Source organism: Arthrobacter sp. B0316-1-20, from assembly GCF_059091865.1.
In genome coordinates this window covers 50,614-76,517 of the sequence record NZ_JBNHHC010000008.1, presented here as the reverse complement: position 1 = coordinate 76,517, position 25,904 = coordinate 50,614, and the positions used below count along the sequence as shown (strand labels likewise).

At 70.6% G+C, this 25,904-nt stretch carries 24 protein-coding genes; 7 read left to right on the top strand and 17 right to left on the bottom strand.

Annotation, left to right across the window (positions count from 1 at the left end):
• Positions 1-14: 14 nt before the first annotated feature.
• From AC5RW2_RS15110 to AC5RW2_RS15075, 8 genes are all read right to left on the bottom strand, one after another.
• The gene (locus AC5RW2_RS15110) at positions 15-998 is read right to left on the bottom strand and encodes an ABC transporter substrate-binding protein (RefSeq protein ID WP_494074122.1); all 984 of its coding nucleotides are present in this window, start codon (positions 996-998) and stop codon (positions 15-17) included.
• A gap of 38 nt (positions 999-1,036) precedes the next feature.
• Positions 1,037-1,729 (bottom strand): ABC transporter permease, encoded by a 693-nt coding sequence (locus AC5RW2_RS15105; RefSeq protein WP_494000369.1) that lies wholly within the window; start codon positions 1,727-1,729, stop codon positions 1,037-1,039.
• Positions 1,726-2,493: an ABC transporter permease gene (locus AC5RW2_RS15100; RefSeq protein ID WP_494074121.1), complete on the bottom strand. Its 768-nt coding sequence runs from the start codon at positions 2,491-2,493 to the stop codon at positions 1,726-1,728. The genes AC5RW2_RS15105 and AC5RW2_RS15100 overlap by 4 nt, the downstream gene beginning before the upstream one ends.
• A complete protein-coding gene (locus tag AC5RW2_RS15095; protein WP_494074199.1) occupies positions 2,493-3,554 on the bottom strand; it encodes an ABC transporter ATP-binding protein in 1,062 nt (353 codons plus the stop codon). The genes AC5RW2_RS15100 and AC5RW2_RS15095 overlap by 1 nt, the downstream gene beginning before the upstream one ends.
• A gap of 169 nt (positions 3,555-3,723) precedes the next feature.
• Entirely contained in the window at positions 3,724-4,809 is a 1,086-nt protein-coding gene (rsgA, locus tag AC5RW2_RS15090; RefSeq protein ID WP_494074120.1) for a ribosome small subunit-dependent GTPase A, read from the bottom strand.
• A gap of 184 nt (positions 4,810-4,993) precedes the next feature.
• The gene (locus AC5RW2_RS15085; protein ID WP_494074119.1) at positions 4,994-5,449 is read right to left on the bottom strand and encodes an NUDIX hydrolase; all 456 of its coding nucleotides are present in this window, start codon (positions 5,447-5,449) and stop codon (positions 4,994-4,996) included.
• A gap of 66 nt (positions 5,450-5,515) precedes the next feature.
• Entirely contained in the window at positions 5,516-5,788 is a 273-nt protein-coding gene (locus AC5RW2_RS15080; protein ID WP_494000373.1) for a hypothetical protein, read from the bottom strand.
• A 9-nt stretch (positions 5,789-5,797) separates the two neighbouring features.
• The gene (locus AC5RW2_RS15075) at positions 5,798-6,448 is read right to left on the bottom strand and encodes an ArsR/SmtB family transcription factor (RefSeq protein ID WP_494074118.1); all 651 of its coding nucleotides are present in this window, start codon (positions 6,446-6,448) and stop codon (positions 5,798-5,800) included.
• 221 nt (positions 6,449-6,669) lie between these two features.
• Here AC5RW2_RS15075 and AC5RW2_RS15070 point away from each other — a divergent pair, with 221 nt between their 5' ends.
• From AC5RW2_RS15070 to AC5RW2_RS15055, 4 genes are all read left to right on the top strand, one after another.
• Positions 6,670-8,412 carry a hypothetical protein gene (locus AC5RW2_RS15070; RefSeq protein WP_494074117.1) on the top strand — a complete coding sequence of 581 codons (1,743 nt, stop codon included), beginning with the start codon at positions 6,670-6,672 and terminating at the stop codon, positions 8,410-8,412.
• A gap of 91 nt (positions 8,413-8,503) precedes the next feature.
• Positions 8,504-8,851 carry a hypothetical protein gene (locus AC5RW2_RS15065; RefSeq protein WP_494074116.1) on the top strand — a complete coding sequence of 116 codons (348 nt, stop codon included), beginning with the start codon at positions 8,504-8,506 and terminating at the stop codon, positions 8,849-8,851.
• Between the two features lie 83 nt (positions 8,852-8,934).
• A complete protein-coding gene (locus tag AC5RW2_RS15060) occupies positions 8,935-10,380 on the top strand; it encodes a sensor histidine kinase (RefSeq protein ID WP_494074115.1) in 1,446 nt (481 codons plus the stop codon).
• The gene (locus AC5RW2_RS15055) at positions 10,377-11,045 is read left to right on the top strand and encodes a response regulator transcription factor (protein ID WP_494049588.1); all 669 of its coding nucleotides are present in this window, start codon (positions 10,377-10,379) and stop codon (positions 11,043-11,045) included. The genes AC5RW2_RS15060 and AC5RW2_RS15055 overlap by 4 nt, the downstream gene beginning before the upstream one ends.
• A gap of 13 nt (positions 11,046-11,058) precedes the next feature.
• Here the strand turns inward: AC5RW2_RS15055 and AC5RW2_RS15050 are convergent, their stop codons facing one another.
• The 4 genes from AC5RW2_RS15050 to galU all read right to left on the bottom strand — a co-directional run bounded on the left by AC5RW2_RS15050 (position 11,059) and on the right by galU (position 14,991).
• Positions 11,059-12,270, bottom strand: a complete 1,212-nt coding sequence (locus AC5RW2_RS15050; RefSeq protein ID WP_494049587.1) for a phosphotransferase — start codon at positions 12,268-12,270, stop codon at positions 11,059-11,061.
• A 110-nt stretch (positions 12,271-12,380) separates the two neighbouring features.
• Positions 12,381-13,343, bottom strand: coding sequence for a hypothetical protein (locus AC5RW2_RS15045; RefSeq protein ID WP_494074114.1), 963 nt, complete (start codon positions 13,341-13,343; stop codon positions 12,381-12,383).
• Between the two features lie 81 nt (positions 13,344-13,424).
• Positions 13,425-14,060, bottom strand: a complete 636-nt coding sequence (locus AC5RW2_RS15040) for a GNAT family N-acetyltransferase (RefSeq protein WP_494000381.1) — start codon at positions 14,058-14,060, stop codon at positions 13,425-13,427.
• 28 nt (positions 14,061-14,088) lie between these two features.
• Entirely contained in the window at positions 14,089-14,991 is a 903-nt protein-coding gene (gene galU / locus AC5RW2_RS15035; RefSeq protein ID WP_494000382.1) for a UTP--glucose-1-phosphate uridylyltransferase GalU, read from the bottom strand.
• 67 nt (positions 14,992-15,058) lie between these two features.
• Here galU and AC5RW2_RS15030 point away from each other — a divergent pair, with 67 nt between their 5' ends.
• From AC5RW2_RS15030 to cpaB, 3 genes are all read left to right on the top strand, one after another.
• Entirely contained in the window at positions 15,059-15,682 is a 624-nt protein-coding gene (locus AC5RW2_RS15030; RefSeq protein ID WP_494025471.1) for a 5-formyltetrahydrofolate cyclo-ligase, read from the top strand.
• An 82-nt stretch (positions 15,683-15,764) separates the two neighbouring features.
• Positions 15,765-16,085: an FmdB family zinc ribbon protein gene (locus AC5RW2_RS15025; RefSeq protein ID WP_494000384.1), complete on the top strand. Its 321-nt coding sequence runs from the start codon at positions 15,765-15,767 to the stop codon at positions 16,083-16,085.
• 110 nt (positions 16,086-16,195) lie between these two features.
• Positions 16,196-16,864 (top strand): Flp pilus assembly protein CpaB, encoded by a 669-nt coding sequence (gene cpaB / locus AC5RW2_RS15020; RefSeq protein ID WP_494025470.1) that lies wholly within the window; start codon positions 16,196-16,198, stop codon positions 16,862-16,864.
• A gap of 25 nt (positions 16,865-16,889) precedes the next feature.
• Here the strand turns inward: cpaB and AC5RW2_RS15015 are convergent, their stop codons facing one another.
• The 5 genes from AC5RW2_RS15015 to AC5RW2_RS14995 all read right to left on the bottom strand — a co-directional run bounded on the left by AC5RW2_RS15015 (position 16,890) and on the right by AC5RW2_RS14995 (position 25,884).
• Entirely contained in the window at positions 16,890-20,930 is a 4,041-nt protein-coding gene (locus tag AC5RW2_RS15015; protein WP_494074113.1) for a DUF4011 domain-containing protein, read from the bottom strand.
• A 117-nt stretch (positions 20,931-21,047) separates the two neighbouring features.
• Positions 21,048-22,637, bottom strand: coding sequence for a glutamine-hydrolyzing GMP synthase (gene guaA, locus AC5RW2_RS15010; RefSeq protein ID WP_494074112.1), 1,590 nt, complete (start codon positions 22,635-22,637; stop codon positions 21,048-21,050).
• Between the two features lie 83 nt (positions 22,638-22,720).
• Positions 22,721-23,212: a DUF3817 domain-containing protein gene (locus AC5RW2_RS15005; protein WP_494074111.1), complete on the bottom strand. Its 492-nt coding sequence runs from the start codon at positions 23,210-23,212 to the stop codon at positions 22,721-22,723.
• A gap of 5 nt (positions 23,213-23,217) precedes the next feature.
• Positions 23,218-24,108, bottom strand: coding sequence for an SURF1 family protein (locus AC5RW2_RS15000; RefSeq protein ID WP_494025468.1), 891 nt, complete (start codon positions 24,106-24,108; stop codon positions 23,218-23,220).
• 51 nt (positions 24,109-24,159) lie between these two features.
• Positions 24,160-25,884, bottom strand: coding sequence for a glycerol-3-phosphate dehydrogenase/oxidase (locus AC5RW2_RS14995; RefSeq protein WP_494000389.1), 1,725 nt, complete (start codon positions 25,882-25,884; stop codon positions 24,160-24,162).
• Positions 25,885-25,904: the final 20 nt, after the last annotated feature.

The following is a 25,904-nucleotide window of genomic DNA, read 5'->3' as shown; positions in this document are numbered from 1 at the left end:
CGGGAGCCTGACCCCTAGCCGGCCAGGCCCTTTTCCGCCAGCCAGTCCGCGGCGGCGTCGGCCGGATTGCGCTTCTCGTCCCCGCTGACCTGGCGGTTGAGGTCGATCAGGTCTTCGGTGGTCAGCGCTGCCGAAACTTCGTTGAGCACCTGAGCCGCCTGCTCGTCGACTGCATCGCTGCGGATCAGCGGCAGCACCTGCTGCGCAATGAAGTTGTTCTTCGGGTCTTCCAGCACCACCAGGTCGTTGTCCTCGATGGACGGGGTGGTGGTGTAGATGTCGGCCACCTGGATCTTGTCGGTGATCAAGGCGTTGAGCGTGGTCGGTCCGCCGTAGTCGTTGATCGGTTCGAAGGACTTGGGCACGCAGCCGTAGTTGGCTTCCAGCCCCGGCAGCCCGTACTCGCGCTCGGCGAATTCGGGGTTGGCGCCGAGCACCAGTTCGCCGCACACCGGGCCCATGTCCTCGATCGACGTCAGCTGGTATTCCTCCGCCGTAGCCTTGGTCACCACCATCGCGTCCTTGCTCTCCGCCGACGCGGGCTCCAGCACGCCGAGTCCCTCGGGCAGGGCATCAGCCAGGGCTGTCATGACGTCCCCGGCGGAGGCCGCCGTCGCCTCGGTGTCCAAAAACAGCAGGAGGTTGCCGCTGTAGTCCGGGATGATATCCACAGACCCTTCCTGGACGGCGCTGACGTAGACCTCGCGCGAGCCGATGCCCGGTTTCGTGGTGACGTCGTAGCCGGCGGCGGTCAGGGCGCCCGCATAGATTTCGGCGATGATCTGGCTCTCCGTGCCGCCGCTGGCACCGACCACCAGGGACCCGCCGGTGCTGCCTTCGGGTGCCGGCGTCGGGTCCTGCAGGGGGTCGGATCCCCCGCCGCAGGCAGCCAGCACCAGGGCGAGGGCGGCCGCCCCTGCGGCGAGCACGCTGCGCCGCGCGGCCGGGTTTTTGTCGTGTCCGCGGTTGCTGGCGCTGTTCCCGGGGTGGTCCTTCATGCTCATCTCCTCATGTGCCGGCACTGGCTGTTCCAACCTTACTTGTTCTGCCTTTCGGCCCGCCCCCTCAAGCCGCGCAGGCCGGGCGATACGGCGACTTTCTGCACCGCGGCCAGCAAGGCGTCCACGACCAGTGCCAGCGCCGCGATCAGCAGCGCACCGGCAAACAGCCGCACCGAGTCGCGGACCGCCAGCCCGTCGATCAGATACCGGCCCAGGCCGCCCAGGTTGATGTAGGCCACGACGGCCACCGTGGCGATGACCTGCAGCACGGCGGCACGCACCCCGCCCAGCAGCACGGGCAGCGCGTTGGGCAATTCGGCGCGGAACAGGACCTGCCACTCGGTCATGCCCATCGCCCGGGCGGCGTCCACCAGCTGGCGGTCGACGGCGGCGATCCCCGAATAGGTGCCGGCCAGCAGCGGCGGAATGGCCAGGATCACCAGGGCGTAGATCGGCGGCATCAGGCCCAGGCCCATCAGGATGACGAACAGGGTCAGCAGGCCCAGCGTGGGCATGGCCCGCAGTCCGCTGGCAATGCCCACGACGGCGAGGCGCCCCCTTCCGGTGTGGCCGACGAACAGCCCCAGCGGCACGGCGATGGCCGCGGCGATCACCAGGGTCAGGGCGCTGTAGTACAGGTGCTCGGCCAGCCTGGCCGGCACGCCCGCCGGACCGGCCCAGTTGACCGGATCCGCCAGCCACGCCGCGGTTTCCTCGAACAGGTTCATCCGCGCACCGCCGCTTCCGCGGCGTCCGGCCGTTCCCCTGCGGCGGCAAGGGAGCCCGCCCCGGCACCGCCGGCCGCCGGCAGCGCGCCGGTCGCGCCGCGCGTCCGCGGCCCGGTTCCGCCGGCGGCCGCACCCGGGCGCCGCCACGGCGTGAGCACCCGCTCAAGCGCCAGCAGGAGCACGTCCATCAGCGTCGCCAGCACCAGGGTCATCAGGATCCCGACGACGATTTCGGTCATGAAATAGCGCAGCAGCCCGTCGGTGAACAGGAAACCGAGGTTCCGGACGCCGATCAGCGCGCCGACGCTGGCCACCGAGATGTTGCTCACGGAGACCACCCGCAGCCCGGCCACCAGCACCGGAATGCACAGCGGAAGGTCCACGCTGAAAAACCGGCGGACCGGCAGGTAGCCCATGGCCACCGCGGCCTGCCGGATGCCGTCGTCCACGGAGTTCAGCGCGTCCACCACGGCGCGGACCAGCAGCGCGACCGAGTACACGGTCAGCGCCACGATCAGGTTGGACATTTCCAGGATCCCGGTACCCAGGATGACCGGCAGGATCACGAACAGGGCGAGCGAGGGAATCGTGTACAGCACCGAGGAGACGGACAGAATAACGCCGCGCACTGCGCGGACCCGCCAGGCCAGGTAACCCAGCGGCAGCGACAGCACGAGCCCGAGCACCAGCGGAAGCGCGGACTGGAACAGGTGGAGGACACTGAGCTCCAGCACATAGGGCAGGTTCGCCAGGAACCACTCCATCAGCTGCCGCCCGCTTGGAGCCTCTGCAGCACGGCCGCGGGATCGACCAGGCCGGCCACCCGCCCCTCGGCGTCGACGGCGACGCCGGCCCCGGACGGCGACGACAACGCCGCATCCAGCGCCTGGCGCAGGCTGGACCCCACGGTGAACAGCGACCCGCCGATGCGGGCCCGGGCCGGGTCGCGTTCCCCGGGCGGCAGCCACCCCGCGGGTGCGCCGTCGTCGTCGGTCAGCAACAGCCAGCCCTCCCGCGACGCCTCGCCTGCACTGTCCGCGGTCGCGGTGCGGGCAGGCAGCAGCGGCAGCCCGTGCGCGCTGTTGAAGGACAGCGAGCGGAAGCCGCGGTCCCGGCCGACGAAACCGGCGACAAAATCATCCACCGGCGCCCGCAGGACCTCCTCGGGCGGGGCGAACTGGGCCAGCCGGCCCCCGGTGGCGAAGACGGCCAGCTTGTCCCCGAGGAGGGCCGCTTCGTCGATATCGTGCGTGACGAAGACGATGGTTTTCGCCAGCTGCTGTTGCAGCCGCAGCAATTCCTGCTGCAGCTCGGCACGGACCACCGGATCCACCGCACTGAACGGCTCGTCCATGAGCAGGATCGGCGGGTCGGCCGCGAGCGCCCGCGCCACTCCGACGCGCTGCTGCTGGCCGCCGGAGAGTTGGGCCGGATACCTGCCGCCCAGCTCCCGGGACAGCCCGACGACGGCGAGCAGCTCGTCGGCCCGCTTGCGGGCCGCGGCCCGACGGACGCCGTTCAGCCGCGGCACGGTCGCGATGTTGTCCAGCACCGTGCGGTGCGGCAGCAGCCCGGCAGCTTGCATGACGTAGCCCATGGACCGGCGCAGGGCCGCTGCGGGCCGGCCGGAGACGTCGTGGCCGTCCACGAGGACGGACCCGGAGGTCGGCTCCACCATTCGGTTGATCATCCGCAGCGAGGTGGTCTTGCCGCAGCCCGAAGGGCCCACGAAGACGGTGATCGCGCCGCGGTCGATGTCCAGCGTCAGGTCTTGGACCGCCGCCTGTCCGGCGTAGGTCTTCGTGACGGCGCGGAACTGCACCATGGGGCCGGCACCGGCTCCGGCCGAGCGTTCGGCCGGCAGCTCATCCGGCCGGGCGGCCGGCCGCGTGGGCTCGGGCATGCTGAACCTTCCGTGGGGGGGGTCCTGCGGCCGGCGGGCCCACAGGTGCTGCCACCGAGTCTAGTCAACGGCGCGGCCCGCGAGCACCCGGTCAGCGCCTGCCGCGATGGTCCTTGGCCTGTGCGGCGGCCTTGGCCGCCTTGCCGAACTGCCGGCCGGCCCGGCGCTGCTCCGCCACGTTCTGCCGCAGGTGGAGGCGGGCCAGCTCGCGTTCCATCATCCGGTAGCTGTCCCAGCGCCGCTGCTCCAGGCTGCCGGCGGCGAGGGCCTCGCGCACGGCGCAGCCGGGCTCGGCGTCGTGGGCGCAGTCGTTGAACCGGCAGCCGGCGGCCAGATCTTCGATGTCCGCGAACATGATCGCCAGCCCCTCCTCCGCGTCCCACAGCGCGAAGCCGCGGATGCCCGGCGTGTCCATGAGCACGGCGCCGTTGGGCAGGGGAATGAGCTCGCGCGCCGTGGTGGTGTGCCGGCCCTTCCCGTCGCCGGCCCGGACGGCTCCGATGTCCTGCACCGCCCGGCCTGCGAGCGCGTTGATCAGGCTGGATTTGCCCGAGCCCGAGGGCCCGAGCAGCACCATCGTCCGGCCGGGGCCCAGGTATTCGGCTACGGCATCGAGCCCGTCGCCCGTTTCCGCGCTCGTCGCCAAGACGTCCGCGCCGGCGGCCTGCTCGAGGATCTGGGCGGCGACCTCGTCATGGCGGCCGCTCAGGTCGGCCTTGGTCAGGATGACCACCGGCAGCGCCCCGGAATCCCACGCGGCCACCAGGGTGCGCTCCAGCCGGTTGGCCGACAGCGGCCGGTCGAAGGGCACCGCGATGCCGACCAGGTCCATGTTGGCGGCCAGGATCTGCTCGGCCGCCAGCGGGTCGTAGGCCTGTTTGCGGGACAGGGCGGAAAACCGCGGAAGCAGCCCGGCGATGGCCGGGCCGCCGGCGGAAGCCGGCCGGGCGGCGTCGTACGCCACCCAATCTCCGGTGGCCGGCTGCGGGCTGAGGCCTGCGGTGGCCAGGTGCAGCAGGCCGCCGTCGGCCGCCAGCAGGACGCGGCCGCGGTCGGTGCGCACCACCCGGGCGGGGCGGAGCGCCGGGTCGGGAAAATGGAGGTTGAACTGCGCGGCGGCGTGTCGGGTGTAGCCGTAGCTGCGCAGCAAGGAGTGCGGGTGATGGGTGTCGGTCACGACGGTTACCTCGGGGCGTGAGGCCTCCGCCCGGGGACGTTCCGGCCGCTAGCCGCGGCGCGGGCGGGGTACGGAGGCTGGGCTGGTGATGGCAGCAGGATCTGCGGGATAAACGGTCATCACACCCACCTCCTCGGGGTTGTCCGGCGGGCTGGTCAGCCCGGCAACTGGATCAGCATAGCGCTCACCGGCCGTTTGCGGAATGGCCCGCCGGGACGCCGTCCGGGAAGTAGAGGCGCAGCCCCAGATCCACCAGGTCGACCCGGTCCAGCGTCGGAACCTCATGGAGCGGGATCCACCGGGCCAGGTCCGTGGAGCCGTCGGCCTCGTCGGTCAGTTCGCCGCCGACAACGCTGGCCGCGTAGATGACGCGGAAGGCGTGCAGCGGCCGGTGCCCGTGCAGGCGCTTCGCGGCCGGAATGTGCTTGCTGTCCACGCCCAGCAGCTGCTCGAGCCTGGCGGCGTAGCCCGTTTCTTCCCGGATCTCGCGGACCGCGCCGGTTGCGGCGTCTTCGCCGTATTCCAGGCCGCCGCCGGGCAAAGTCCAGCGCGGCCAGCCTGCGCCGGTCCAGCGGACCAGCAGCACCGCGCCGTCGGCCACGATCACGCCGTAGGCGGCCACGCGCGTGTCGAATTCCATGTCCCCCAGTCTAGGGCGACGGCCAGTGTAGGGGGGGCGGCTAGTGTAGGGCGGCGGGCGAGGCGGCTATCGGACGCGGAGGCCGCTGTGCGCCGCCGCCTGCGCATCCGTGCGCAGTTCGTCGCGGGCGCGCAGCAACGCGTCCCGACGTTCCCGCGGCGCCACCGCGGCGGCCCACGGGCCGGGCCGCAGGCGCTGCGCTTTCAGCCGCGCCCGCCGCTCCCCGGCCCGCACCAGTGCGCGTCCGGCGCGGATCAGCAGCGACTCCAAGACCGGTGTCCGGATGCCGGCGAGGGCTGACGACGGCGGGCGGTACGGCTGGGTGGGGACAGTTGTCATGATGGGCTCTCACAGGTGATGTGCCGGCCGGTCCGACCGGGAGTCGATGATGGGAAAGGCATTGACGTGGAGCTGAACCGGGCGGACGTCCTCCGCGCCCTCGGCATTTTGCTCCAGGTAGGGTTCGGCCAGTTTCCGCACAAAGGCGGCTGCCTGTTCGGCGATGTCAGCCAGCTGTTCACGGGTCAGGCGGACGTTGATGGTGCTGGCCACCGACGCCTCCAGCCATTCCTGCGGCAACAGGTCGGCGCCGCGGGTCATGAAGTCGGCCAGCAGGTCGGCGCGGCTGCGCTCGAATTCGCGGGTGACCAGGCGGGCCGCCTCCCGGGTGGCCGGAGTGCCGGACAGATCGCCGGCGCTGATGGTCAGGCTGCCGGGAGTGCGTCGCCACCAGCGTTCGCGGGCCGTGCCCCGGCCTTCGACCTCCCGGACGAAATCGTGCCTGGCCAGCTGGCGCAGGTGATAGCTGGTGGCGCCGCTGGACTCCCCCAACCGTTCCGCCAGTCCGCTGGCCGTTTGAGGGCCGTACTGGGACAGCGCGTTGAGCAGCTGCACCCGGAGCGGATGCGCGAGGGCCTTCAGCGCGACCACGTCTACGTGGCGTTCGTCGCCGTAGCCGCCGCGTCCGGGCTCGCGTTCCTGCTCTCTCTGCTGCTCCATGGGCACCAGCGTAGCGGTGCAAACAAATCTTTGCAAGCGTTACTTTGCAATGCTTCCTTTGCATATTTGTCGTGCTGGCCGGCGGTCTGTAGGCGAGGTTCCGCGCGCCCGTTCGGGGAGCGCCGGGGCATTGCGCCCACCCCTGTTCGCGGCTAGAACTAAGACCATGGGGAACGCGCCAGCTGGGTTCCACGGCACAGCGCTGCGGAGGCGGGGCGGCCGTGCCTGAGTCCGCCGCAACGGTGCCGCGCGGGCTGATCGCCGACCGCCTGCGCGCCGTGCTTGAGAGCGCCGGCCCCGACCCGGCACGGTTCCCGTCGTCTGCCAGGGACTGCCTGGACCGCGCTTACGAGGCAGCCTATGCCGAGAACCACGCGGGCGCCCGTGCCCTGGCGCAGGCCGGACTCGCCCGGTCCTCGGACACCGAACTTGACGTCCGGCTGGGCTTGTACTCGGTGCTGATTGCGCTCGCCCAGCTGGCGGGCGAAGAGAAGCAGGCCCGGGAATATCTCCACGCCCGCATCGCCTTGCTCCGCAGCCACGGGCTGGAAGCCGAGGCCGCGGCCGGTGAGCGGCTGGGAACGGCGTTGTTCCGCGAAGCCGGCGACGACGACCTCCCGCTCCTGGAGGCAGAACTTGACCGCCTGCTGGAGGCCCGTGCCCCGGGATCGGTGACGGCGGACGTCCAGCTGGCCATCGCCGTCGTCCGTTCCCAGCGCGGGGAAGCGAAGCAGGCGATCGCGCTGCTGGAAGACGCGGTGGCCGGCTACGAGCATTCCGGCCGGACGGACAGCTTGTCCGGCGCGCTGATGTACCTGGCCAACACCTACCTGCAGGCCGACCAGCCGGAACGGGCCACCGCAGTTGCCGACCGCATGCTGGCATTGCCCGGCAACCGCGCCACCACCGCCAGCATGTGGCTCTTGAAGGCCAATGCCGCCGGCGGCGACGGCGCGGCCGGGCTGGAGGAAGCGCTGACGGCGCTGGAATTGTATGCGGCTGCCGGGGTCCGCAAGGGTGCCATCAGTGCCGCCGTCGTGCTGGCCCGGCTCTGTGCCGGCATCGGCGACTATGAGGACTCGGTGCTGGCCTGGCAGGCGGCGGTCGCCCAGGCCGAACGCGGCGAGGTCCAGGAAGAGCTCACGCTGCGCCTGGCGCTGGGAAACCAGCTGCTGGAGGCGGAGGAGTACGAACTGGCGGGCGAGGTGCTGTCCAAGCTGCTGGCGCGGCTGGAACACACCAAGGCGCCCCATGCGCAGGTGGCGCGGGCGCTGATGAGCCTGGGCCACGCCCACCGGCACGCCGGCCGGACGGCCGACGCCCTGGACTGCTGGCGCCGGGCGGTGGCCGAATTCAGCCACGGCGGCGAATTCGGCGAGGCGGCCCGCGGCCTGCTGGCGACCGGCACGCTGCTCTCCCGGGAGGACCGCGACACGGACGCGCTGGTCTGCTTCGAGGCGGCGGTGGCCGCGGCCCGCAAGGCCGAGGACGACGACGCCGCGCTGCCGCAGGCCCTGCATGCCTTGGGACATGCCCTGTGCGAGGCCGGCGACCCGGACGGGCTCACGGTCTTGGACGAGGCAATCCAGCTGGCGCACCTCTACGGGGCCCGGTGGTACGAGGCGGACTACAGCGACACGCGGGCGAGGGGGCTGTGGGCGCTGGAGGACGGCACCGGAGCGGTCTCGGCGGCGCTGCAGGCGGCGGACCTCTACTCCGCTGCCGACGACGCAGCCTCGGCCGGCAATGCCGAACTCTTCGCGGCCCATGTGCTGGCCGAGATGGGGCGGGCCGACGACGCCGTGCCGATGTTCAAGCTGGTGCTGCAGGAGCCCGACGTCAGCCGCACACTCCGCGTCGCGGCGCAGCTGGGGCTGGCCTCGGCGCTGGACGCCCTGGGCCGGACGGTCGAGGCGGACATCGCCCGCCGTGCCGCGGACGCCGCGGCCGACAGCCCCGACTGACCCGCGGCCGACGCGGCCCGTTGCGCCGCGGGGTTGGGCCGCGGGGCAGGGTTCTCATCTTGGTCTCATCTGCGCCGTGGATACTGGTGTCATGCCCCGTACAGCCATCCGCACCGTCCTGGTGGCGCTGGCCGTGCTGCTCGGGCTGGGCGCCGGAGGGGCCGCACTGGCCGCTACCCTGCGCGAGCCCGGGCCCACCGACCTGGGCCCGTCCATCACCGTTACGCAGTCCGGGCCGCCGTCCCCTGCCGGCGACCCTGCTCCGGCCGGCAGCGAGCAGCCGTCCCCCACGCCCACGTCCACCGCCCCTTCGTCCCCGGCCGCTCCGACCCGCCCGCAGGAAGGCAACGGACCGGTTCCGGTCCAGCCGGCGCCGCCACAGGACTACGACGACGATGACACGGACGACTGGGACGACGATGGCGGGGACGATGACTGAGTCCGTACCCCTGTCCCCACACCCCCACGCCTTTCGCCACAGCGGCGGCGCTCCAGCTGGCGGCCGCATCCTTTCCGGCGGCCGTGCGTAGGCCGTCGGGCGGGCCGTCCGTCCGCGTCCGGGTACTGGCCGCCGTGCTCGCCCTTTCGGCCCTGGGCCTGCTGGTTGCCGGCTCGGTGGCGTTCGCGCTGCAGCGGTCCCATATCATCCAGCGGGTGGACGACTCGCTCCAGCGCAGCGTCAGCGAGTTCAAGACCTTGGCGGAGACAGGCATCGACCCGGACACGGGCGAACCCTTCACCCAGGCCAGCCGGTTGGTCTTCCTGGCGATGGAGCGGACGCTTCCCTCCGCCAACGAAGGCATGCTTGGCCTCGTCGACGGGAAGGTGACATACACGGCGAGCCCGTCCGTGCGGCTCCGGCTCGAGCGGGATGCCGAACTCGTAGCCCTGCTGGGCCCGGACGCCACTGCGTCCGACCGGGTGGTGCTCAGCACCATGGAGACGTCGACCACGACGTACCGGGTGGTCACCGTGCCGGTGCAGCTCTCGTCCGACCCGGCCCACAGCACGTTCGTGCTGGCCTACGATTACGACGCCGAGCTGCAGCAACTTGACGATATCTTCCTGACCTACGCACTGATCGGGTTCGGTTCGCTGGTACTGATCGGCGTCGTCGGCTGGCAGGTGGCCGGCCGGCTGCTGGCACCCATCCGGCTGGTGCGCGAAACGGCACAACGGATCACCGACGCGGACCTGACCCAGCGCATCCCGGTGGGCGGCAATGACGACATCTCCGAACTCTCCCGCACCTTCAACGACATGCTGGACCGTTTGGAGGCGTCCATGACGGCGCAGCGGCAGCTGCTGGACGACGTCGGGCACGAGCTGCGCACCCCCATCACCATCCTGCAGGGCCACCTGGAACTGCAGGACCCGCGCGACCCGGCGGACGTCGAGTCGGTGCGCGGCATCGCCTTGGACGAGCTGGACCGGATGCGGCTGCTCGTCGACGACCTGGTCCTGCTGGCCAAGGCGGAACGTCCAGGCTTCGTGAACCCGTCCGACGTCGAGGTGGGGCAGCTGACCGACGACGTGCTGGACAAGGCCCGGCCGCTGGGCGCCAAGCGCTGGACCGTCGATGCACGGGCCGAAACCCGCTGGCAGCTGGACGGGCGGCGGATTACCCAGGCCTGGCTGCAGTTGGTGGCCAACGCCGTGAAATTCTCCGAGCCCGGCTCCACGGTGGCGATCGGTTCGGCCGTGCGCGGCAATGAGCTGCGGCTGTGGGTCAGGGACGAGGGAACGGGCATCCTCCCGGAGGACCAGGGCAGGATTTTCGACCGTTTCGCGCGGGGCAGCAACGGGACGCGGGCGGAAGGCTCGGGACTGGGGTTGACCATCGTCAGCGCCATCGCCGCGGCGCACGGCGGCAGCGTCGAACTGGCCTCGGCCCCGGGCGCCGGATCCACTTTTACCGTCGTGCTCAGCGGCCCGGAGGCGGGCGCAGACAAGGAGGAGAGCGCGTGAGTCAGATTCTGATCATTGAGGACGAGGACAGGATCAGTTCCTTCATCGCCAAGGGTTTGAAGGCCGCCGGCTACGTGCCCACGGTCGCCGGCACCGGGCGGGAGGGCTACCATCTGGCCATGACCGGGGACTTCGAGCTGGCCATCCTCGACCTGGGACTGCCGGACCAGGACGGCTTCACCGTGCTGCGCCGCCTGCGCGAGGGCCGCAACGACATCCCGGTGATCATCCTCACCGCCCGCAGCTCAGTGGACGACACCGTTGCCGGGCTGGAGAACGGCGCGGACGACTACATGTCCAAGCCGTTCCGGTTCGAGGAGCTGCTGGCCCGGGTGCGGCTGCGCCTGCGCTCCGAGGCGCAGCCGGCCGACCTGGCCGTCCTCGGCAGCGGCACGCTGAGCCTGGACCTGCGGACCCGGCGGGCCAGCGTCGACGGCCGGGAGGTGGATCTCTCCGCCCGGGAGTTCGCCCTCGCCGAGGCCTTCCTGCGGAATCCGGGCCAGGTGCTCAGCCGCGAGCAGTTGCTCTCGCGGGTCTGGGGATACGACTTCGACCCCGGCTCCAACGTGGTGGACGTGTACGTGCGCTACCTGCGCAATAAGCTCGGGGCGGAGAAGTTCGCCACCGTGCGCGGCATGGGCTACCGCCTCGTCGCCGACGCCTGAGGGAAGGGTCCCATCAGGCCGCGCCGGCGGCCAGGTCCTCGGCAATGGCAAGCCGTTGCCGGGCGTCCTGCTGCCACCCGTCACCCTCCCCGGGGGTCTTCGCCCCGGCCACCAGCGACAGCGCCACGCCGGCGGCCCGGCCGCGCAGGGCCGCCGGATCCACCACGGTGTCGAAGGCGGCAGCGAAACGTTCCAGCGCCGCCGGGACATGCACGTACCCCGGGTGCACGGCGGGCAGCACGGCCAGGTGCCCGAGGAAACAGGCCAAGTCGTCCACCAGATGGCCCGGACCCAGCGAGTCCACGTCCATGAGTCCGGTAATCTTCCCGCCGTCCACCAGCAGGTTCGCCTCGTAAAAGTCGCCGTGCGTCGGGACCAGCGGGCCGGCGTCGGTGGCAGCCAGCAGCTGTTCCACCCGATCGGCCAAGTTAAACACCCGGTCCTGCTCGTCGGGGAGCACGGCCGCCGCTGCCTTGGCGTAGTCGGCTGCGCGGTCGGCCCAGGCCGGGCGACGCGAGAGCTCCAGCACACCGGCCGGGAGCTCATCCAGCAGCGCCAGGAGGGTTTCGGGCGCCAGGCTGGCGGCGCCGTCGTCCATCAAAGCCTGGGCCAGCGGCACCCCCTTCGCCTCCGTGAGCACCACCACGCCGTCGGCCGGTCCGGCGGAGGCAACCGGGGCCGGCAGCCCGGCGTCGGTCAGCAGCCGGTGCCGGAGCATCAGCTGCGCCGCCCGGTCCGGACGGACCACCTTCAAAAAGACCCGGTGTCCGTCCTGGACGGCTTCCAGCACGGCCCGCCGCAGCGGCCGGTAGCTGACCATTTTCAGGTCGGCTTCTCCCCCGCCGAAAACGCTGCGGCCCACCGCAGCCGGGTCGCACGCCGCGGGCAGTCCGACCAGCACCGGGTCGGACGGATACAGCCAGGCGGTCAGCGGGACGGGCCCGCCGTCCAGGCGTACCAGCGGAAGCCCGCAGTCGGGCACCGGCGCCGTGGTGACGCAGACGTACTCGGTCCGCTCGCCGCCGTCGTGCCCGCGGAGCCGCACGGTGTAGATCCCGGTCGCGCCGGCCCCAGGCCGGTGCTGCAGCTTCGCCAACTGCCAGGACCGGACCGTCCCGCCGACGGTGCCGACGGCGAGTTCCAGCGCTTCGCGCATGCCGGGACTTTCCAACACGTCGATGCCGGCGGTCTCGGTGGCCATCAGGTCAACGTTCGCTGCGTCCATGTCTCCATTGCACACCATTGCGGCCCGGAACGCTCGGAACCGGGGACCGGACAAGGCTGCGGCCCGTCCGGGTGTGGACGGGCCGCAGCCAACCTGCCGGGTGCCTCGGGTCAGGCCCGCCGGCGCTGCAGGACGTCGTCCAGATTAAGCCGGTTCGCGGCCGACTGCTGGGCGGATGCCTCGGCGGCCGAGGCGCCGTCCGCCGGCTGCTGCGTGGCGGCAGTCTTCTCTGATGTCCGGGCGGCGGCCTCGTCGGTCCGCTGCGCGGCGGTCTGCTTGATCGATGTCTTGGTCTGCGGCTTCTTGACCTCGGGGACCGGCAGCGGCGCGGGAGCCGGGCGGGTGGCCTTGGCCGCCGCGACATACGTCGGTTTGGGCACGTCGACCGGCTGCCAGGGAGTGCCGGACGGCTGACCCGGCGCGGCGGTGTCGCCGGCGTCGGCGGCGACCTTCAAGGCTTCCTCGCGCAGCTCGGCGGCCGTCAGCGGCGCCGGACCGGGCTGGGCGGCCTGCTGCGCGGCCCCGGTGTCCCCCGCGGCCCCGTCAAACAGTTCGGTGGGCTTCCGGGGATTCTTCGCGGCTCCCGCCGGCTGCGATGCCGATGCCGCGCGGGAGGCCTGCCGGGCGCGTGCGGCGGCGCGCTTGCTGCGGTCGCGGACCGCCAGGGAGCGCAGGATAACGACGACGGCGCCCACCGTCAGCAGCGCGAAGCCCGGCACGCGGCCCGAAACTGCGCCGGCCAGCGCCAGGGCGCCGCCGACGACGAACACCAACAGGGCGGAGGCCCCGGCAAGTGCCAGCGCGGTCCGGCCGTAGCGGATGCGGAACTCGGGCTGCCGGGCGGGCGGGGGCACGGGCGACGATGTCGAGGGTGCCGGCTGGGCGTTGTATTCCATGATGATCCCCTGGTTGCCGCCCGAGGCGGTTGCGGGTACTGAAACTAGTGGTGCTGCATGCCCCGGCGCCGGTTCAGCCAGCGCGGGACGGAATGCTCCGCGGAGCACGTACGGTCCTACCCAGACAAACCACAGCCCGACGATGACCGCCAAGATCACAGAGCTCTGAATGTCCACTCTCAAAACCGTAGAAGCTCAAGCATGCCGTACGCGGCATTCATCACGGTGTGTCGGATAACGATTCCGTGCGGCGCTGCCTTATGGTGTCGGCCCGACGTCGCCGTGCTCCAGCCAGCGGTCCAGCAGGCCGCCGGGAACCTCCTCGGCAGTGAGCGCGAAGCTGCGGTGGTCTGCCCAGGCCCCGTTGATATGCAAGTACCGCGGACGCAGTCCTTCGTCTCGAAAGCCGAGCTTCTCCACGACGCGCAGGCTGGCGCGGTTCTCCGGCCTGATGTTGATCTCCATCCGGTGGAGCCCGAGCGTTTGGAAGCAATGATCGGTCGCCATGGCCACCGCCGTGGGCGCTATCCCGCGGCCGGCACGCGCCTCATCCACCCAGTACCCCAAAGTGGCCGACATTGCAGAGCCCCAGACGATGCTGGAGACAGTAAGCTGCCCGACCAGCGCCGGCCGGGGCCTCCCCTCCTGCAGTTCGGTGATGATCCAGGGCAGGGCCGTGGCAAGTCGTGCCTGGTGCTTGAGCGAGCGGACCATCTCCGAGAACGAGGGCAGATACCCGTCCGGAGCCGGGTTCGTGGCCTCCCACGGTTCCAGCCAGCGGGCGTTGCGGCGCCGCACGGCCGTCCACTCGCTCCGGTCCCGGTACCGGATCGGGCGCAGCGACAAGTCCCCGCATGCCAGCGTCGCTGGCCAGATTGCCGGTCCGTACCCCATGTGAAGTTCTTAGCGGTCGCGACGGGGCTCAGTCGCCCGAGCCGTCGATGAAACTCTTCAGCCAGGTCCGCAGTTCCGTCCCGATGTCTTCACGTTCGGAGGCGATGGTCACGACGGCCTTGAGATAGCTGAGCTTGTCGCCGGTGTCGTACCGGCGCCCGGAAAAGACCACGCCGTAGACGCCGCCGCCTTCGCCTTCGCGGCCGGCCAGGGCTTCGAGCGCGTCGGTCAACTGGATTTCGCCGCCGCGGCCGGGCTTGGTGTCCTCCAGCACGTCGAAGACGGACGGGTGCAGGACGTAGCGGCCGATGACCGCCAAATTGGACGGGGCCTCGTCCGGCGATGGCTTCTCCACCAGTTCGTTGATCCGCACGTAGCCGCCGTCGCCCATCGGGGTAACGTCCGCGCAGCCGTAGGCGCTGATCTGGGCGGGGTCCACCTCCATCAGGGCGACCACGGAGCCGCCGGTCTGCTGCTGGACCGCGATCATCTGGGTCAGCAGGTCGTCGTGTTCGTCGATCAGGTCATCGCCGAGCAGCACGGCGAACGGTTCGTCGCCCACGTGCTGGCGGGCCCGCAGGACTGCGTGGCCGAGGCCCAGCGGATCCCCCTGGCGCAGGTAGTGGATGTCCGCCAGTTCCGAGGCTGCCTGTACGGCGGCGAGCTTCTCCAAATCGCCCTTCTCCTCCAGAATCTGCTCGAGGTTGGGCACGCGGTCGAAGTGGTCTTCCAGCGGGCGCTTGTTGCGGCCGGTGATGACCAGGACGTCGCTCAAGTCTGCGCGCACGGCTTCCTCGACCACGTACTGGATGGCCGGCTTGTCCACCACGGGGAGCATTTCCTTGGGCATGGCCTTGGTGGCGGGCAGGAAACGCGTTCCCAAACCAGCGGCCGGAATGACAGCTTTGCGTACCGTGCGATGAGACGTCATGGGTTCAGACTACCGAACGAAGGTGCGAAGCAAGCCGATCCGGGGGGAAGCAACTACGATGTCGGCCATGGAGATGCAAACCGGCATGGACAAGGAAACCGCCCGCGCATTCTTCCGGGCACGCCGCCGGGCCCGCCCCGAAGAAGAGCAGATCAAGGCCGGGACCGCCCTGGCGCACCAGGTGCTGGACGGTCTTCGGCGGCTGAACGTCCCGGCCGGAACCATCGTGCCGGCCTACCTGTCCGTCGGTTCCGAACCGTCCACGCGCATGCTGCTGCCGTCCCTTGAGGAGGCCGGCTACCAGGTGGTGGTCCCGATCTGCGAACCGGACTACCGGCTCAGGTGGGCACGCTGGTTCAGCGGCGTGGAGCTGGTCCGCAGTCCCCGGGCCTGGATTGACGAGCCGGTCGGAGAACGTTTCGGAGCGGAAATCATGGCCGGCCTGCCGCTGGTGCTCGTGCCCGGGCTGGCCGTCGACTCCGAGGGCAACCGGATGGGCCAAGGCGGCGGTTATTACGACCGGTTCCTGGCGTCACTTGGCGACGGCGAAGACCGCCCGAGGTTTGTCGGGGTTTTCTACGCCGACGAGGTGGTGGCGGCGGGAGCCTTCGAGTCCACGGCGCTCGACGCTCCGCTGGACGGCGCCGTGTCGCCCGACGGCTGGACGTGGTTCCCCCGCCGGACGGTGTAGAATTGGCACTCTGAGCGGGTGAGTGCCAACGCCTGGCCGGGCGCTTCCTGCTCCTGCCAAGTTTTTTTCAGGAGGAATTACTGTGCCCACGTACGCCTACGCCTGCAAAGACTGCGCCCATGCCTTCGACATCCAGCAGTCCTTCAGCGATGAATCGCTGACCGTCTGCCCCGAGTGCGGCGGCAACCTGCGCAAGAAGTTCAACAGCGTCGGGGTCGTCTTCAAGGGCTCGGGCTTCTACCGCACCGATTCGCGCGACTCTTCCTCGGCAGGTTCCGTTCCCGCCGCCGCCTCGGGATCCGCCGGCACCGGGTCAACCGCCTCTTCCGAGGCGGCGAAGCCCGCTGCGGCCGAAGCCTCCAAGCCTGCCGCCGCCCCGGCCCCGGCGGCGGCCGCCAGCTAGCCGCATCGGACGCCGCGGCCGCTCCTACACCGCGAAGCGGCGGCGGCGCTGATCCACAGGCGGGCCCACCCCGCTGACCCGTGCGGGCCGGATGCATCTAGCGTAGTCGCATGCCCGTTGCTGCCGCGTCCCGCACCGCCCGCCCTGCACTGTCGCCGCGCCGCCTGCTGCGCCGGCATTACCGGCTGCTGGCCGCCCTGCTGCTCTGTGCGGCCGCGGCGCTGGTGGTGCAGCAGCTGACCCCTGCGCCGGACCCCACCGACTCCGTGGTGGTCGCCGCGTCCGACCTCCCGGCGGGCGCCCACCTGTCCGCCGACGATGTCGTGCTGGGCGAGCTGCCGGCCGGTTCCGTACCCGAGGGAACTGCCGACAGTCCGGCCCTGGTAGTGGGCCAGCGGCTGGCGACGGCGCTGCGCGCCGGCTCTCCGGTCGTGGACACCTCGATCGTCGGCCCCGGCCTGTTGACCGGGGCGCCGCCGGGGACGGTGGCCGTGCCCGTGCGCCCCGCGGACCCCTCCACCGTCCAGTTGGTGTCGCCGGGCCAGTTGGTGGACATCGTGCTCAGCAGCGGCAACGGGTTCGAAGAGCCTGCCGCCACCACGGTCCTGGCGCGGGCCGTTCCGGTGCTGTGGAAGGCCGACGACGGCGCTGCCGCGGCAGGCCTGCTCGGCGCGGGCGAGCCCGACGGGCTCGTGGTGGTGGCGGCGGCACCGTCCGACGCAACCGCGCTGGCCGGCGCCTCCAGCCGCGGCAACGTCTTCCTCGTGTTGGTCGGCTGATGACTGCCCCGGACCGGCTCCCGGCCTAGCCCCAGTGCGGCGGCCGCTGCTCCCGCAGCCAGGCGTCCCGGTCCTCGTCCCGGTCGCCCCACGCACGGGGGTCGTCCTCCGCTGCCTTGGTCGGCAGCGTCGGCGACTGGTTCCGCCTGGCCCGGCGCGGCCGCAACCGGTCGTCGCCCGCCTCGCCGGCCTCGTCCGCCGAGCCTGCGGAGTGCGCCGAGTGCGCGGACTCCTCCGCCCGCGGGGTCTGCTCCGCCGCCGGCTTCGGTCCCCGTGCGCTGGCGGGACGGTCGTCCTTGTCTGCCGGTTCTTCCGGCTTCTGCAGTCCCAAGTAGCCTCCGATCAGGTCTGCGCATTTCTCCGGATCAGTGAACACCTCGATGGTCCACAGCGTCAGCGGCCGCCAGCCCAGCCGCTCGAGCTGTTGCGGGCGCAGCCGGCTGCGCTCCCGCACCGTCAGCTCCTGGTACTGCGGGCTGCCGTCAGACTCCAAAGCCACGGGCAGCGTCGGTTCAATATCCGGCGAATACTGCACCGTTCCGGTGCTGGCGGCGATGTCGATGACCCCGTAATAGTGGTCCCAAACGCGTGCGCCGCGGGTGCGGATGCGCTCCACGAGGTCCGCGACCAGCGGGTCGTCGATCCCGGGAGACAGTTCGGGCGCCGCGAACCGGCCGTCGCCGAGGTGGCGGTCCAGCAGGTCATGGAAGTCGGCGGCCCCATGCCGCAGCCGCTCGGGGTCCAGATCCTCCGGGCGGAAGCAGCTGAGGACGTGCAGCGACTGCCGGGAACGGGTGACCGCGGTCGCGAAGAGCGACCGCCCGTGCGGCGCCGACAGGGGTCCGAAGTCGTGGACCGCCCGCCCGTGCGGCGTCCGGCCAAAGCCGAGCGAGAAGATCACATCGTCGCGGACCAATCCGGACGCGCGTTCGACGGGAACCACGCGGAAGGGCTCCTGCCGGCGGTTGAAGAAGTCCGCCGCCGCCGGATAATTGGGCATCTGCAGCCGGATGGCCTCCGCCACGCGGGCGGCGTGCCGGGCGCTGGCCGTCACCACCGCCAGCGACCGCGACGGCCGAAGGCTGATGTGCTCGAAGACAAGGTCCACCACCCGGTTGAGTTCGGCCGGGACGCTCTCCACGCCTTCGTGTCCGGCGCCGGGCATCCCGGTACCGTCGGGCAGATACTCCACTTCCAGGCCGCCCCCGCGGATGGAGCTGGCGCCGGGCAGGCGGGACAGCGATCCGCCGTAGAACTTCTCACTCAGCGAGCGGGTCAGGTCGAGGTCGACGGCACGGTAGGCGGTGGTCAGCGCCACCACCGGCAGCACCTCGGAGAGCGCGTGGAAGCAGCTGGCCAACGGTTGCGGTGCTTCGCCGGTGACGGGGTCGTTCCGCCGGTCCACGTTGACTTCGAAAGGCTCGGCGCGGCCCAACTCGCCGTCGCCGAACGCCACCACCTGGTGCGCCCGGGAGACCGCGGTCAGCGCCGACGGCAGGCTGGTGGCCTCGGCGTCGAGGATGATGACGGCATCGAAGTGCTTGCCTTCCGGGAGCAGGAGCGGCAGCACCAGCGGGGAGGCAGTCCAGATCGGCAACAGCGCCGAAACCAGCGACTCCGACTGCTGTCCCAACGCGGCCAGGGTGGGTTCGCCGGCCTTGAGCAGGTCGCGCAACCGCTGCGCGGCCTTGGGCTTGCTCTTGAGCGAATGCCGCCAGTTCTGTGCCAGTTCCCAGCGCAGCCGGGCGGGCCCGGACGCGATGTGCGCGTTGTCCGCGAGCCGGTAGACCGCCTCGAGCTTGCGGAGATTGTCGCCGTCCGACATGGCCAGGTAATCGTCGCCGCTGATCATCGCTTCGAGCGCCGACTGCCACCACGCCAAATCCAGTTCAGCGCTGACCTCGCCCGCGCCGACTTCGCGTGTGGCCAGATCGTCCAGCAGTTCGGTCAGCCCGTGTTCGCGCATCTGCTCCAGCAGCAGCGTACGTTCGGGCAGGTTCACCAGCGTTTCGCGGTCCGCTGCCAGGGCGTCCAACTGTTCCTGCAGTTCGCCGTCGGGCAGGGCCGCGAGGGCCCGGTCTTCGGGCACCGGTGCCAGCAGGGCGGCCAGTTTCTCGAGGCGCTGCGCCACCTCCCGGTAAAAGCCGTTCAGGTCCGCCAACCCGGAGGGCACCGCAGGATGCCGCTGCGACGTTGCGTAGTCGGCCCACTTTGTCCGCTGCTGCTGCACCTCGAAGAGGGACTCATGCAGGTCGGAGATGTGCACGCCCGGGCGGATGTATTCCTTGGCCACCTTGCGCAGCCGGGAACGCGTCATCGAACTCATTTCGATTCCGCGGTCGCGCCGCCAGGAACTCGGCGCGGTCGCGGAAATCAGATCCGTGACCGGCCGGTCGAAGATGTCCGGGGTGAACTTGTCGAGGCTGCCGCGGACCTCCACCAGCAGCTGGAGCTGCTCCCCCCACTCGCGGAACGTCCCGGCGAGGGCGATCTGCGAGTGTTCGGCGACCTTGTTCATCCGTTCGCGCAGCCGCGGGACGTCCTTGGCCAGGTCGGCGGCCAGCTGGTGGGCGTCTTCGGTCTCCTTGCGGTTGAGCAGCTTGGCACCGAACCACGGGCTGGTGGTCGCGGACTTGCTGAAGCTGCCCAACTCGGCCGCCCGGACCAGCCGTGCCGCCAGCTCCGCCCGGTCGGTGATGTTGTCCAGCACAGACCGCTTCAGCCGCACGGTGGTCGCCGGAGCCGGATCGAGCGAGGTGAGCTTGGCCAGCGACTGCATCGCCTGGTAGGGGGAACAGCGCCACCGGCTGCGCACATTGTGCAGCGACTTCACATGCTCCATCAGCTTGTGCCGGTGCTCGGTGAGGGTGGTGTGCAGCTTCTGCAGCTGCGGCTCCTGCGCCTTTTCGTTGCGGCTGATCGCGCGGATCATCGCCCGGCGCAGCTGCTCCGGCGTCAGGTCCGCGCTCAACTGCAGGGCCAGCGACCCCAAATCCACGGTTTCCAACTGCTGTGTGAATTCGACCAGCGTGCCTCGGCGTTCCGCGACCACCAGCACGCTCTTGCCCTCGTAGGCCAGGGCGGCCGCAGCGTTGAGTGCCGTCTGGGTTTGTCCGGTGCCCGGCGGCGCCGAAACCACCAGCGAATGCCCGGCCTGGACCAGGTCCAGCACCCGTTGCTGCGCGGCGTCTGCGTCGAGCAGCAGGAACTCATCCTGCGGATCGCGTTCGTCGATCGGCGGCAGCTCCACCTCCGGCACGGGCACGGCGTTCCGGCCGGCCCGGGGACGGGGACCGGCCTGGGATCCCGCGCCGGCTTCGGCCAGCGCGCGGATCACCGGGTGCCCGGCATCGAGCAGGACCGGGTCGGTGACTGCTTCCAGGTCCGCGAAGGTCGACACCAGCAAATGGTGTTCGATGGTCATGTTCCGCACGCCGGCGGTGAGCAGGCGCAGCCGTTCCAGCACCGGGTGCGGATCCAGGCGGGCGGTGCTGTAGGCCAGCCGGGCGGTCGCCTCGGCGTCGATACCGATCCCCTGCTCCGCGGAGAGGTGGCGGACGAGCGCCGGGTTCAGCCGGGCGCGGTCGGTCAACTGCAGTTCGAAGTCGTCCTGGCTGGGGCGGACGGTCAGCGCCACCGGGATCAGCATCACCGGGGCATTCAGGGACTCCGACCGGCCGATGTCGGGAACCCGCCAGGAGGCCGTTCCGGCGGCCAGATACCCGACGTCGATACCGCGGTCCGAACCCAGTTCGTAGATTTTGGCGCGCAGGCTGCGGGCGGTACGCATGGCCGCGGCGTACTGGTTCGGCTCGCGCAGCAGGGTGGAAAGACGGGTGCGGCGGCCGGCCAGCAACTGCGCCAGGCCGGAAGGGTGGGCATGCGTCAGGTCAATGCTGTTCGACGACGTCGGGGCGAACCGCAGCAGCGTGTCCGACCCGGCGAGATCGCCCAGGTTGTCCAGCCACGATGCCACAACGTCTTCAGCAGCCTCAGCTACGCTGGCCAGCGACACGGCTGCCCCCTTTACTTCACTCTCGGCGACTTGCCTCGACCACAACGGCATGTCAAACAAGGTATCGGACTTTAAACGCCAAACGGGCGACCGCAACACTGCTCGGCGAAATTGCCTCGCAGTTCACCCGCAGCCGCGCTGCGGGCGGGCAGCGGTCGCCCGTTGTGGCTACTCCCACTCGATGGTTCCCGGCGGTTTGCTCGTCACGTCGAGCACCACGCGGTTAACGCCGTCCACTTCGTTGGTGATGCGGTTGGAGATCCGGGCCAGCAGGTCGTAGGGAAGCCGCGACCAGTCTGCGGTCATCGCGTCCTCGGAGGAGACCGGACGGAGCACGATCGGGTGTCCGTAGGTGCGGCCGTCGCCCTGAACGCCCACGCTGCGCACGTCGGCCAGCAGGACCACCGGCATCTGCCAGACTTCCTGGTCCAAACCCGCAGCGGTCAGTTCGGCGCGCGCGATCGCGTCCGCCTTGCGCAGCAGGTCCAGCCGCTCCTGCGTGACTTCGCCGATGATCCGGATGCCAAGTCCCGGGCCGGGGAAGGGCTGGCGTCCGACGATTTCGGCCGGCAGGCCCAGTTGGGCGCCGACCGCGCGGACCTCGTCCTTGAACAGCGTCCGCAGCGGTTCCACCAGCTCGAACTGCAGGTCCTCGGGCAGCCCGCCCACGTTGTGGTGGCTCTTGATGTTCGCGGCGCCCTCGCCGCCGCCGGACTCGACCACGTCCGGGTAGAGCGTGCCCTGCACCAGGAACTTCACCGACTCCCCCTCGGCGGCCGCCTCGGCCAGCACGGCCTTCTCGGCGGCTTCAAAGGCGCGGATGAACTCGCGGCCGATGATCTTGCGCTTGGTCTCCGGGTCGGTGACGCCGGCCAGCGCGGACAGGAAGCGCTGCTGTTCGTTGGCTACGTACAGCTTCACGCCCGTGGCCGCGACAAAGTCACGCTCCACCTGCTCGGCTTCGCCCTCGCGCAACAGTCCGTGGTCCACAAAGACACAGGTCAGCTGGTCGCCGACCGCGCGCTGCACCAGGGCCGCGGCGACGGCGGAGTCCACGCCGCCGGACAGCCCGCAGATCACGCGGGAGTCGCCGATCTGGGCGCGAATGCGCTCCACCTGCTCCTCCACGATGTTGCCGGTGGTCCAGTTGGGCTCGAGCCCGGCACCACGGAACAGGAAGTTCTCCAACACGCGCTGGCCGTGGGCCGAGTGCTTGACCTCGGGGTGCCATTGCACGCCGTACAGCTTCTTCTCGTCGTTCGCGAAGGCGGCCACCGGGGCGCCGGCCGTGCTGGCCAGCACGTCGAAGCCTGCAGGTGCCTCCTGCACCGAGTCGCCGTGGCTCATCCAGGTGTTCTGGACGGGGGGCACCCCGGCCAAGATGGACCGGCCCTCCCCCACCGCGGTGGCGTCCGTGGCACCGTACTCGCGCAGCCCGGTCCTGGCTACCTTGCCGCCCAGGGCGTTCGCCATGGCCTGGAAGCCGTAACAGATGCCGAACACCGGGACGCCGGCTTCGAACAGGTCCGCGCCGATCCTCGGCGCTCCTTCGGCGTAGACGCTGGAGGGCCCGCCGGAGAGGATGATGGCCACCGGGTTCTTGGCCATCAGCTGTTCGGTGGTGTAGGTGTGCGGAACGATCTCGGAATACACGTTGGCCTCGCGCACGCGGCGGGCGATCAGCTGCGCGTACTGGGCCCCGTAGTCGACGACGAGGACGGGCCGGTGGTCCGTAGTGGCGGGGGGAGGAGTAGTCACCCTTACAGGATAGTCGCCGGGTCCGGCGCCTCGCACTCCGGCGTCCGCCCCCGCTGCGTGAGGTAGCGCACGCCCGGCTCCGGTCAGTAGCGCTTGGCGGCTTCGGGGTGGGCGGCCAGTTCTTCTTCCACCTCGCGGTGCACCTTGCGTTCCAGGATGATGGACAGGAACGGGATGACGCCGCCCAGGGCGATCAGCACGAACTTGCTGAACGGCCAGCGCATCAGCGACCAGAGCCGGAAGTCGGCAATCAGGTACAGCACGTACAGCCAGCCGTGCGCTATCAGCACCGCGATGGACAGGTTCAGGCCGTTGATCACGGACGGTTCGGCCTGCGCCAGGCCCAGCGCGAAGGTCTCGCCCGTCAGGGTGTTGGTGGCCCCGGCGAACAGGAACAGGTTGAAGCCGTACCGCAGCACCATCTCCACGCAGAGCAGCAGCAGCATGATGCCGGTGATGTAGGAGGTGACCTTGTAGAAGGTCAGGGCGGAGCGGATCTGGGCGTGGGTTCCGCCGAAGCGGCGTTTGGCCGGACGCTGGGTCGCGGCGGAACGGTCGGGGGCGTTTTCGGTCACGTGGACTACCTCGTTGTGTGGGGTGAGCTGGGTGTGGTCTGGTCGGCGGCGGCGTCGCCGCCCTGGCGGGTGCCGGCGGGGCCCGCCGCGCTCCCCCGCCCGGATTCGGCTGCATGGCGGGCCGCTTCGGCCGCGTCTTCGGCCGCCTCCAGGTCGCGGCGGTAGTCGTCGGCCACCAGCCGCCACCAGAGGAAGATGGCGAATCCGGCGAACACCACCCATTCCACCGCGTAGAAGACGTTCATCCAGTTGACCGGCGCTTCCTGCGGCTGCGGTCCGACAACCACCGGCTGCATCGAGGTCCCCTCGGTCGCGGTGCCAAGGTCCGTGCCGCCCACGGTGAAGCCGGTCCCGACCACGAAGCCGGAGTAGCCGGGCGCGTTCCAGCGGTTGATCAGCTCGGCCGCCGACAGCGAAGCCACCTGGCCGGCGGGCAGGCTTCCGGGCAGCGGGGCTTCCGTGGGCAGCAGCCGCCCGACGACGGTGGCCTCACCGTCCGGGGCGGGAACGGCATCCGCCGGTTCCTCGACCCAGCCGCGCACCACGGGGATGACCACTTCTTCGCCAAACTGCTCCACGCCGTCCACGGTGAACGGGTCGACCACCCAGAGGCCTTCTTCGCCGTCCTGCAGGCGGTTCCGGACCAGCACCTGCCCGCCCTGGACGAAGCTGCCGTCGAAGGTGACCATCTGGTCCGCGGTGGCGGCGGTCATCGGGATGCCCGGTTCAAAGACGTCGGTGAGCGGCTTGACCGTTTCGGTCTCGCCCGGGGGCGGGGGCGGTTCGCTCTGCGACGTGGAAAACTGCCACTGGCTCAGCAGCACGAACACCGTGGACAGCGCCAGCGCAAGCACCAGGGCCGCTATCCAGCGGGGTTTCAGGGCAGTCTTGAGCACCCATTAAAGGTACTTCGCAACCATGTAGAAAACGAATCCTGCCCGGTGCCCTCAGGCCAGCGGAACGATGTCGTCGACGCCCATCCGGGCGCTGTCGGCCGTGACGTCGTCGGGCTGCTCCTGGCTGAGCCGTTCGGCTTCGACCCGGGCCAGGTAGTGCTTCACCTCGCGTTCCACCTGTCCTTCGCTCCAGTCGAGGAGGGGCGCCATCAGCCGGGCGACGACCGGGGCGGCGGAGACGCCGCGGTCCCAGGCCTCGATGGAGATCCGGGTCCGGCGGGTGAGCACGTCGTGGATGTGCCGGGCTCCCTCGTGCGTGGTCGCATAGACCACCTCGGCCGCCAGGTAGTCGTCGGCGCCGGGCAGCGGTTCGGCCAGCTCCGGCCGTTCGGTGATGATGTCCAGCACGTCGCCGGCCATGGCTCCGTACCGGTTGAGCAGGTGTTCCACCCGGGCAACGTGGATGCCCGTGCGGTCCGCCATGCGGCTGCGCCTGTTCCAGGCCGCCTTGAAACCGGAGGCGCCGAGCAGCGGGATGGTGTCCGTGCAGCTGGGCGGGACGCGCTCGTCGAGGGCCCGGGCCGCCTCGTCCACCGCGTCCTTGGCCATCACGCGGTACGTGGTGTACTTGCCGCCGGCCACCACCACGAGCCCGGGGACCGGGTGCGCCACCACGTGTTCGCGCGAGAGCTTGGCGGTGGAATCGTTCTCGCCCGCCAGCAACGGCCGGAGCCCGGCGTAGACTCCCTCGACGTCCTCCCGGGTGAGCGGGCGCTGGAGGACCCGGTTGACGTGTTCCAGCAGGTAGTCGATGTCCTTGGACGAGGCCGCCGGGTGGGCCTTGTCCAGATTCCAGTCGGTATCGGTGGTGCCGATGATCCAGTGCCGCCCCCATGGAATCACGAACAGCACCGACTTCTCGGTGCGCAGGATCAGGCCCACCGTGGACTGGAACCGGTCCCGCGGCACCACCAGGTGGATTCCCTTGGAAGAACGGACGCTCAGCTGGCCCCGTTCGGTCACCATGGCCTGGGTCTCGTCCGTCCACACGCCGGTGGCGTTCACCACCTGCTTGGCCCGGATGTTGAACTCGCTGCCGTCCTCCTGGTTCCGCACCCGGGCGCCGACCACGCGTTCGCCCTCGCGCAGGAAGTCGACCACCGCCAGCCGGTTTGCCGCGTGCGCCCCGAACGCCGCCGCGGTGCGGACGAGGTTGACCACCAGCCGGGCGTCGTCCACCTGCGCGTCGTAGTAGCGGATGGACCCCACCATGGCGTCCTTCTTCAGGCTGGGTGCCGCCCGGAGGGTCCCCCGCCGGGAGAGGTGTTTGTGGAAGGGGACGCCGCGGCCGCGCCCGGAGGCGATGGCCAGGGCATCGTACAAGGCCACGCCGGCGCCGACGTAGGGCCGCTCCACGTACCGCCTGGTCAGCGGGTACAGGAACGGCACCGGGCGCACCAGGTGCGGCGCGATCCGCTCCAACAGCAGTCCCCGTTCCTGCAGCGCCTCGCGGACCAGGGCGAAATCCAGCATCTCCAGGTACCGCAGCCCGCCGTGGATCAGCTTGGAAGACCGCGACGACGTGCCCGAGGCCCAGTCCCGGGCCTCCACGATGCCCACGTCCAGCCCGCGGGTGACCGCGTCCAGGGCGGCCCCGGCGCCCACCACCCCGCCGCCGACGATCAGCACGTCCAGCTCGGCCCCGCGCTCCTGTGTGGCGCGCAGCGCGGCCAGCGCCTGCTCGCGGCTCTCGGGACTCAGGGCTCCGGTGGTCATCGCCTATCAGCCTCCCAGCA

What these genes read in the sequence shown, in the direction of transcription:
- AC5RW2_RS15110 (WP_494074122.1), bottom strand. Translation starts at nt 998, where the DNA reads ATGAAGGACCACCCCGGGAACAGCGCCAGCAACCGCGGACACGACAAA.
- AC5RW2_RS15105 (WP_494000369.1), bottom strand. Translation starts at nt 1,729, where the DNA reads ATGAACCTGTTCGAGGAAACCGCGGCGTGGCTGGCGGATCCGGTCAAC.
- AC5RW2_RS15100 (WP_494074121.1), bottom strand. Translation starts at nt 2,493, where the DNA reads ATGGAGTGGTTCCTGGCGAACCTGCCCTATGTGCTGGAGCTCAGTGTC.
- AC5RW2_RS15095 (WP_494074199.1), bottom strand. Translation starts at nt 3,554, where the DNA reads ATGGTGCAGTTCCGCGCCGTCACGAAGACCTACGCCGGACAGGCGGCG.
- AC5RW2_RS15085 (WP_494074119.1), bottom strand. Translation starts at nt 5,449, where the DNA reads ATGGAATTCGACACGCGCGTGGCCGCCTACGGCGTGATCGTGGCCGAC.
- AC5RW2_RS15080 (WP_494000373.1), bottom strand. Translation starts at nt 5,788, where the DNA reads ATGACAACTGTCCCCACCCAGCCGTACCGCCCGCCGTCGTCAGCCCTC.
- AC5RW2_RS15075 (WP_494074118.1), bottom strand. Translation starts at nt 6,448, where the DNA reads ATGGAGCAGCAGAGAGAGCAGGAACGCGAGCCCGGACGCGGCGGCTAC.
- AC5RW2_RS15065 (WP_494074116.1), top strand. Translation starts at nt 8,504, where the DNA reads ATGCCCCGTACAGCCATCCGCACCGTCCTGGTGGCGCTGGCCGTGCTG.
- AC5RW2_RS15050 (WP_494049587.1), bottom strand. Translation starts at nt 12,270, where the DNA reads ATGGACGCAGCGAACGTTGACCTGATGGCCACCGAGACCGCCGGCATC.
- AC5RW2_RS15040 (WP_494000381.1), bottom strand. Translation starts at nt 14,060, where the DNA reads ATGGGGTACGGACCGGCAATCTGGCCAGCGACGCTGGCATGCGGGGAC.
- galU (WP_494000382.1), bottom strand. Translation starts at nt 14,991, where the DNA reads ATGACGTCTCATCGCACGGTACGCAAAGCTGTCATTCCGGCCGCTGGT.
- AC5RW2_RS15030 (WP_494025471.1), top strand. Translation starts at nt 15,059, where the DNA reads ATGGAGATGCAAACCGGCATGGACAAGGAAACCGCCCGCGCATTCTTC.
- cpaB (WP_494025470.1), top strand. Translation starts at nt 16,196, where the DNA reads ATGCCCGTTGCTGCCGCGTCCCGCACCGCCCGCCCTGCACTGTCGCCG.
- AC5RW2_RS15015 (WP_494074113.1), bottom strand. Translation starts at nt 20,930, where the DNA reads ATGCCGTTGTGGTCGAGGCAAGTCGCCGAGAGTGAAGTAAAGGGGGCA.
- AC5RW2_RS14995 (WP_494000389.1), bottom strand. Translation starts at nt 25,884, where the DNA reads ATGACCACCGGAGCCCTGAGTCCCGAGAGCCGCGAGCAGGCGCTGGCC.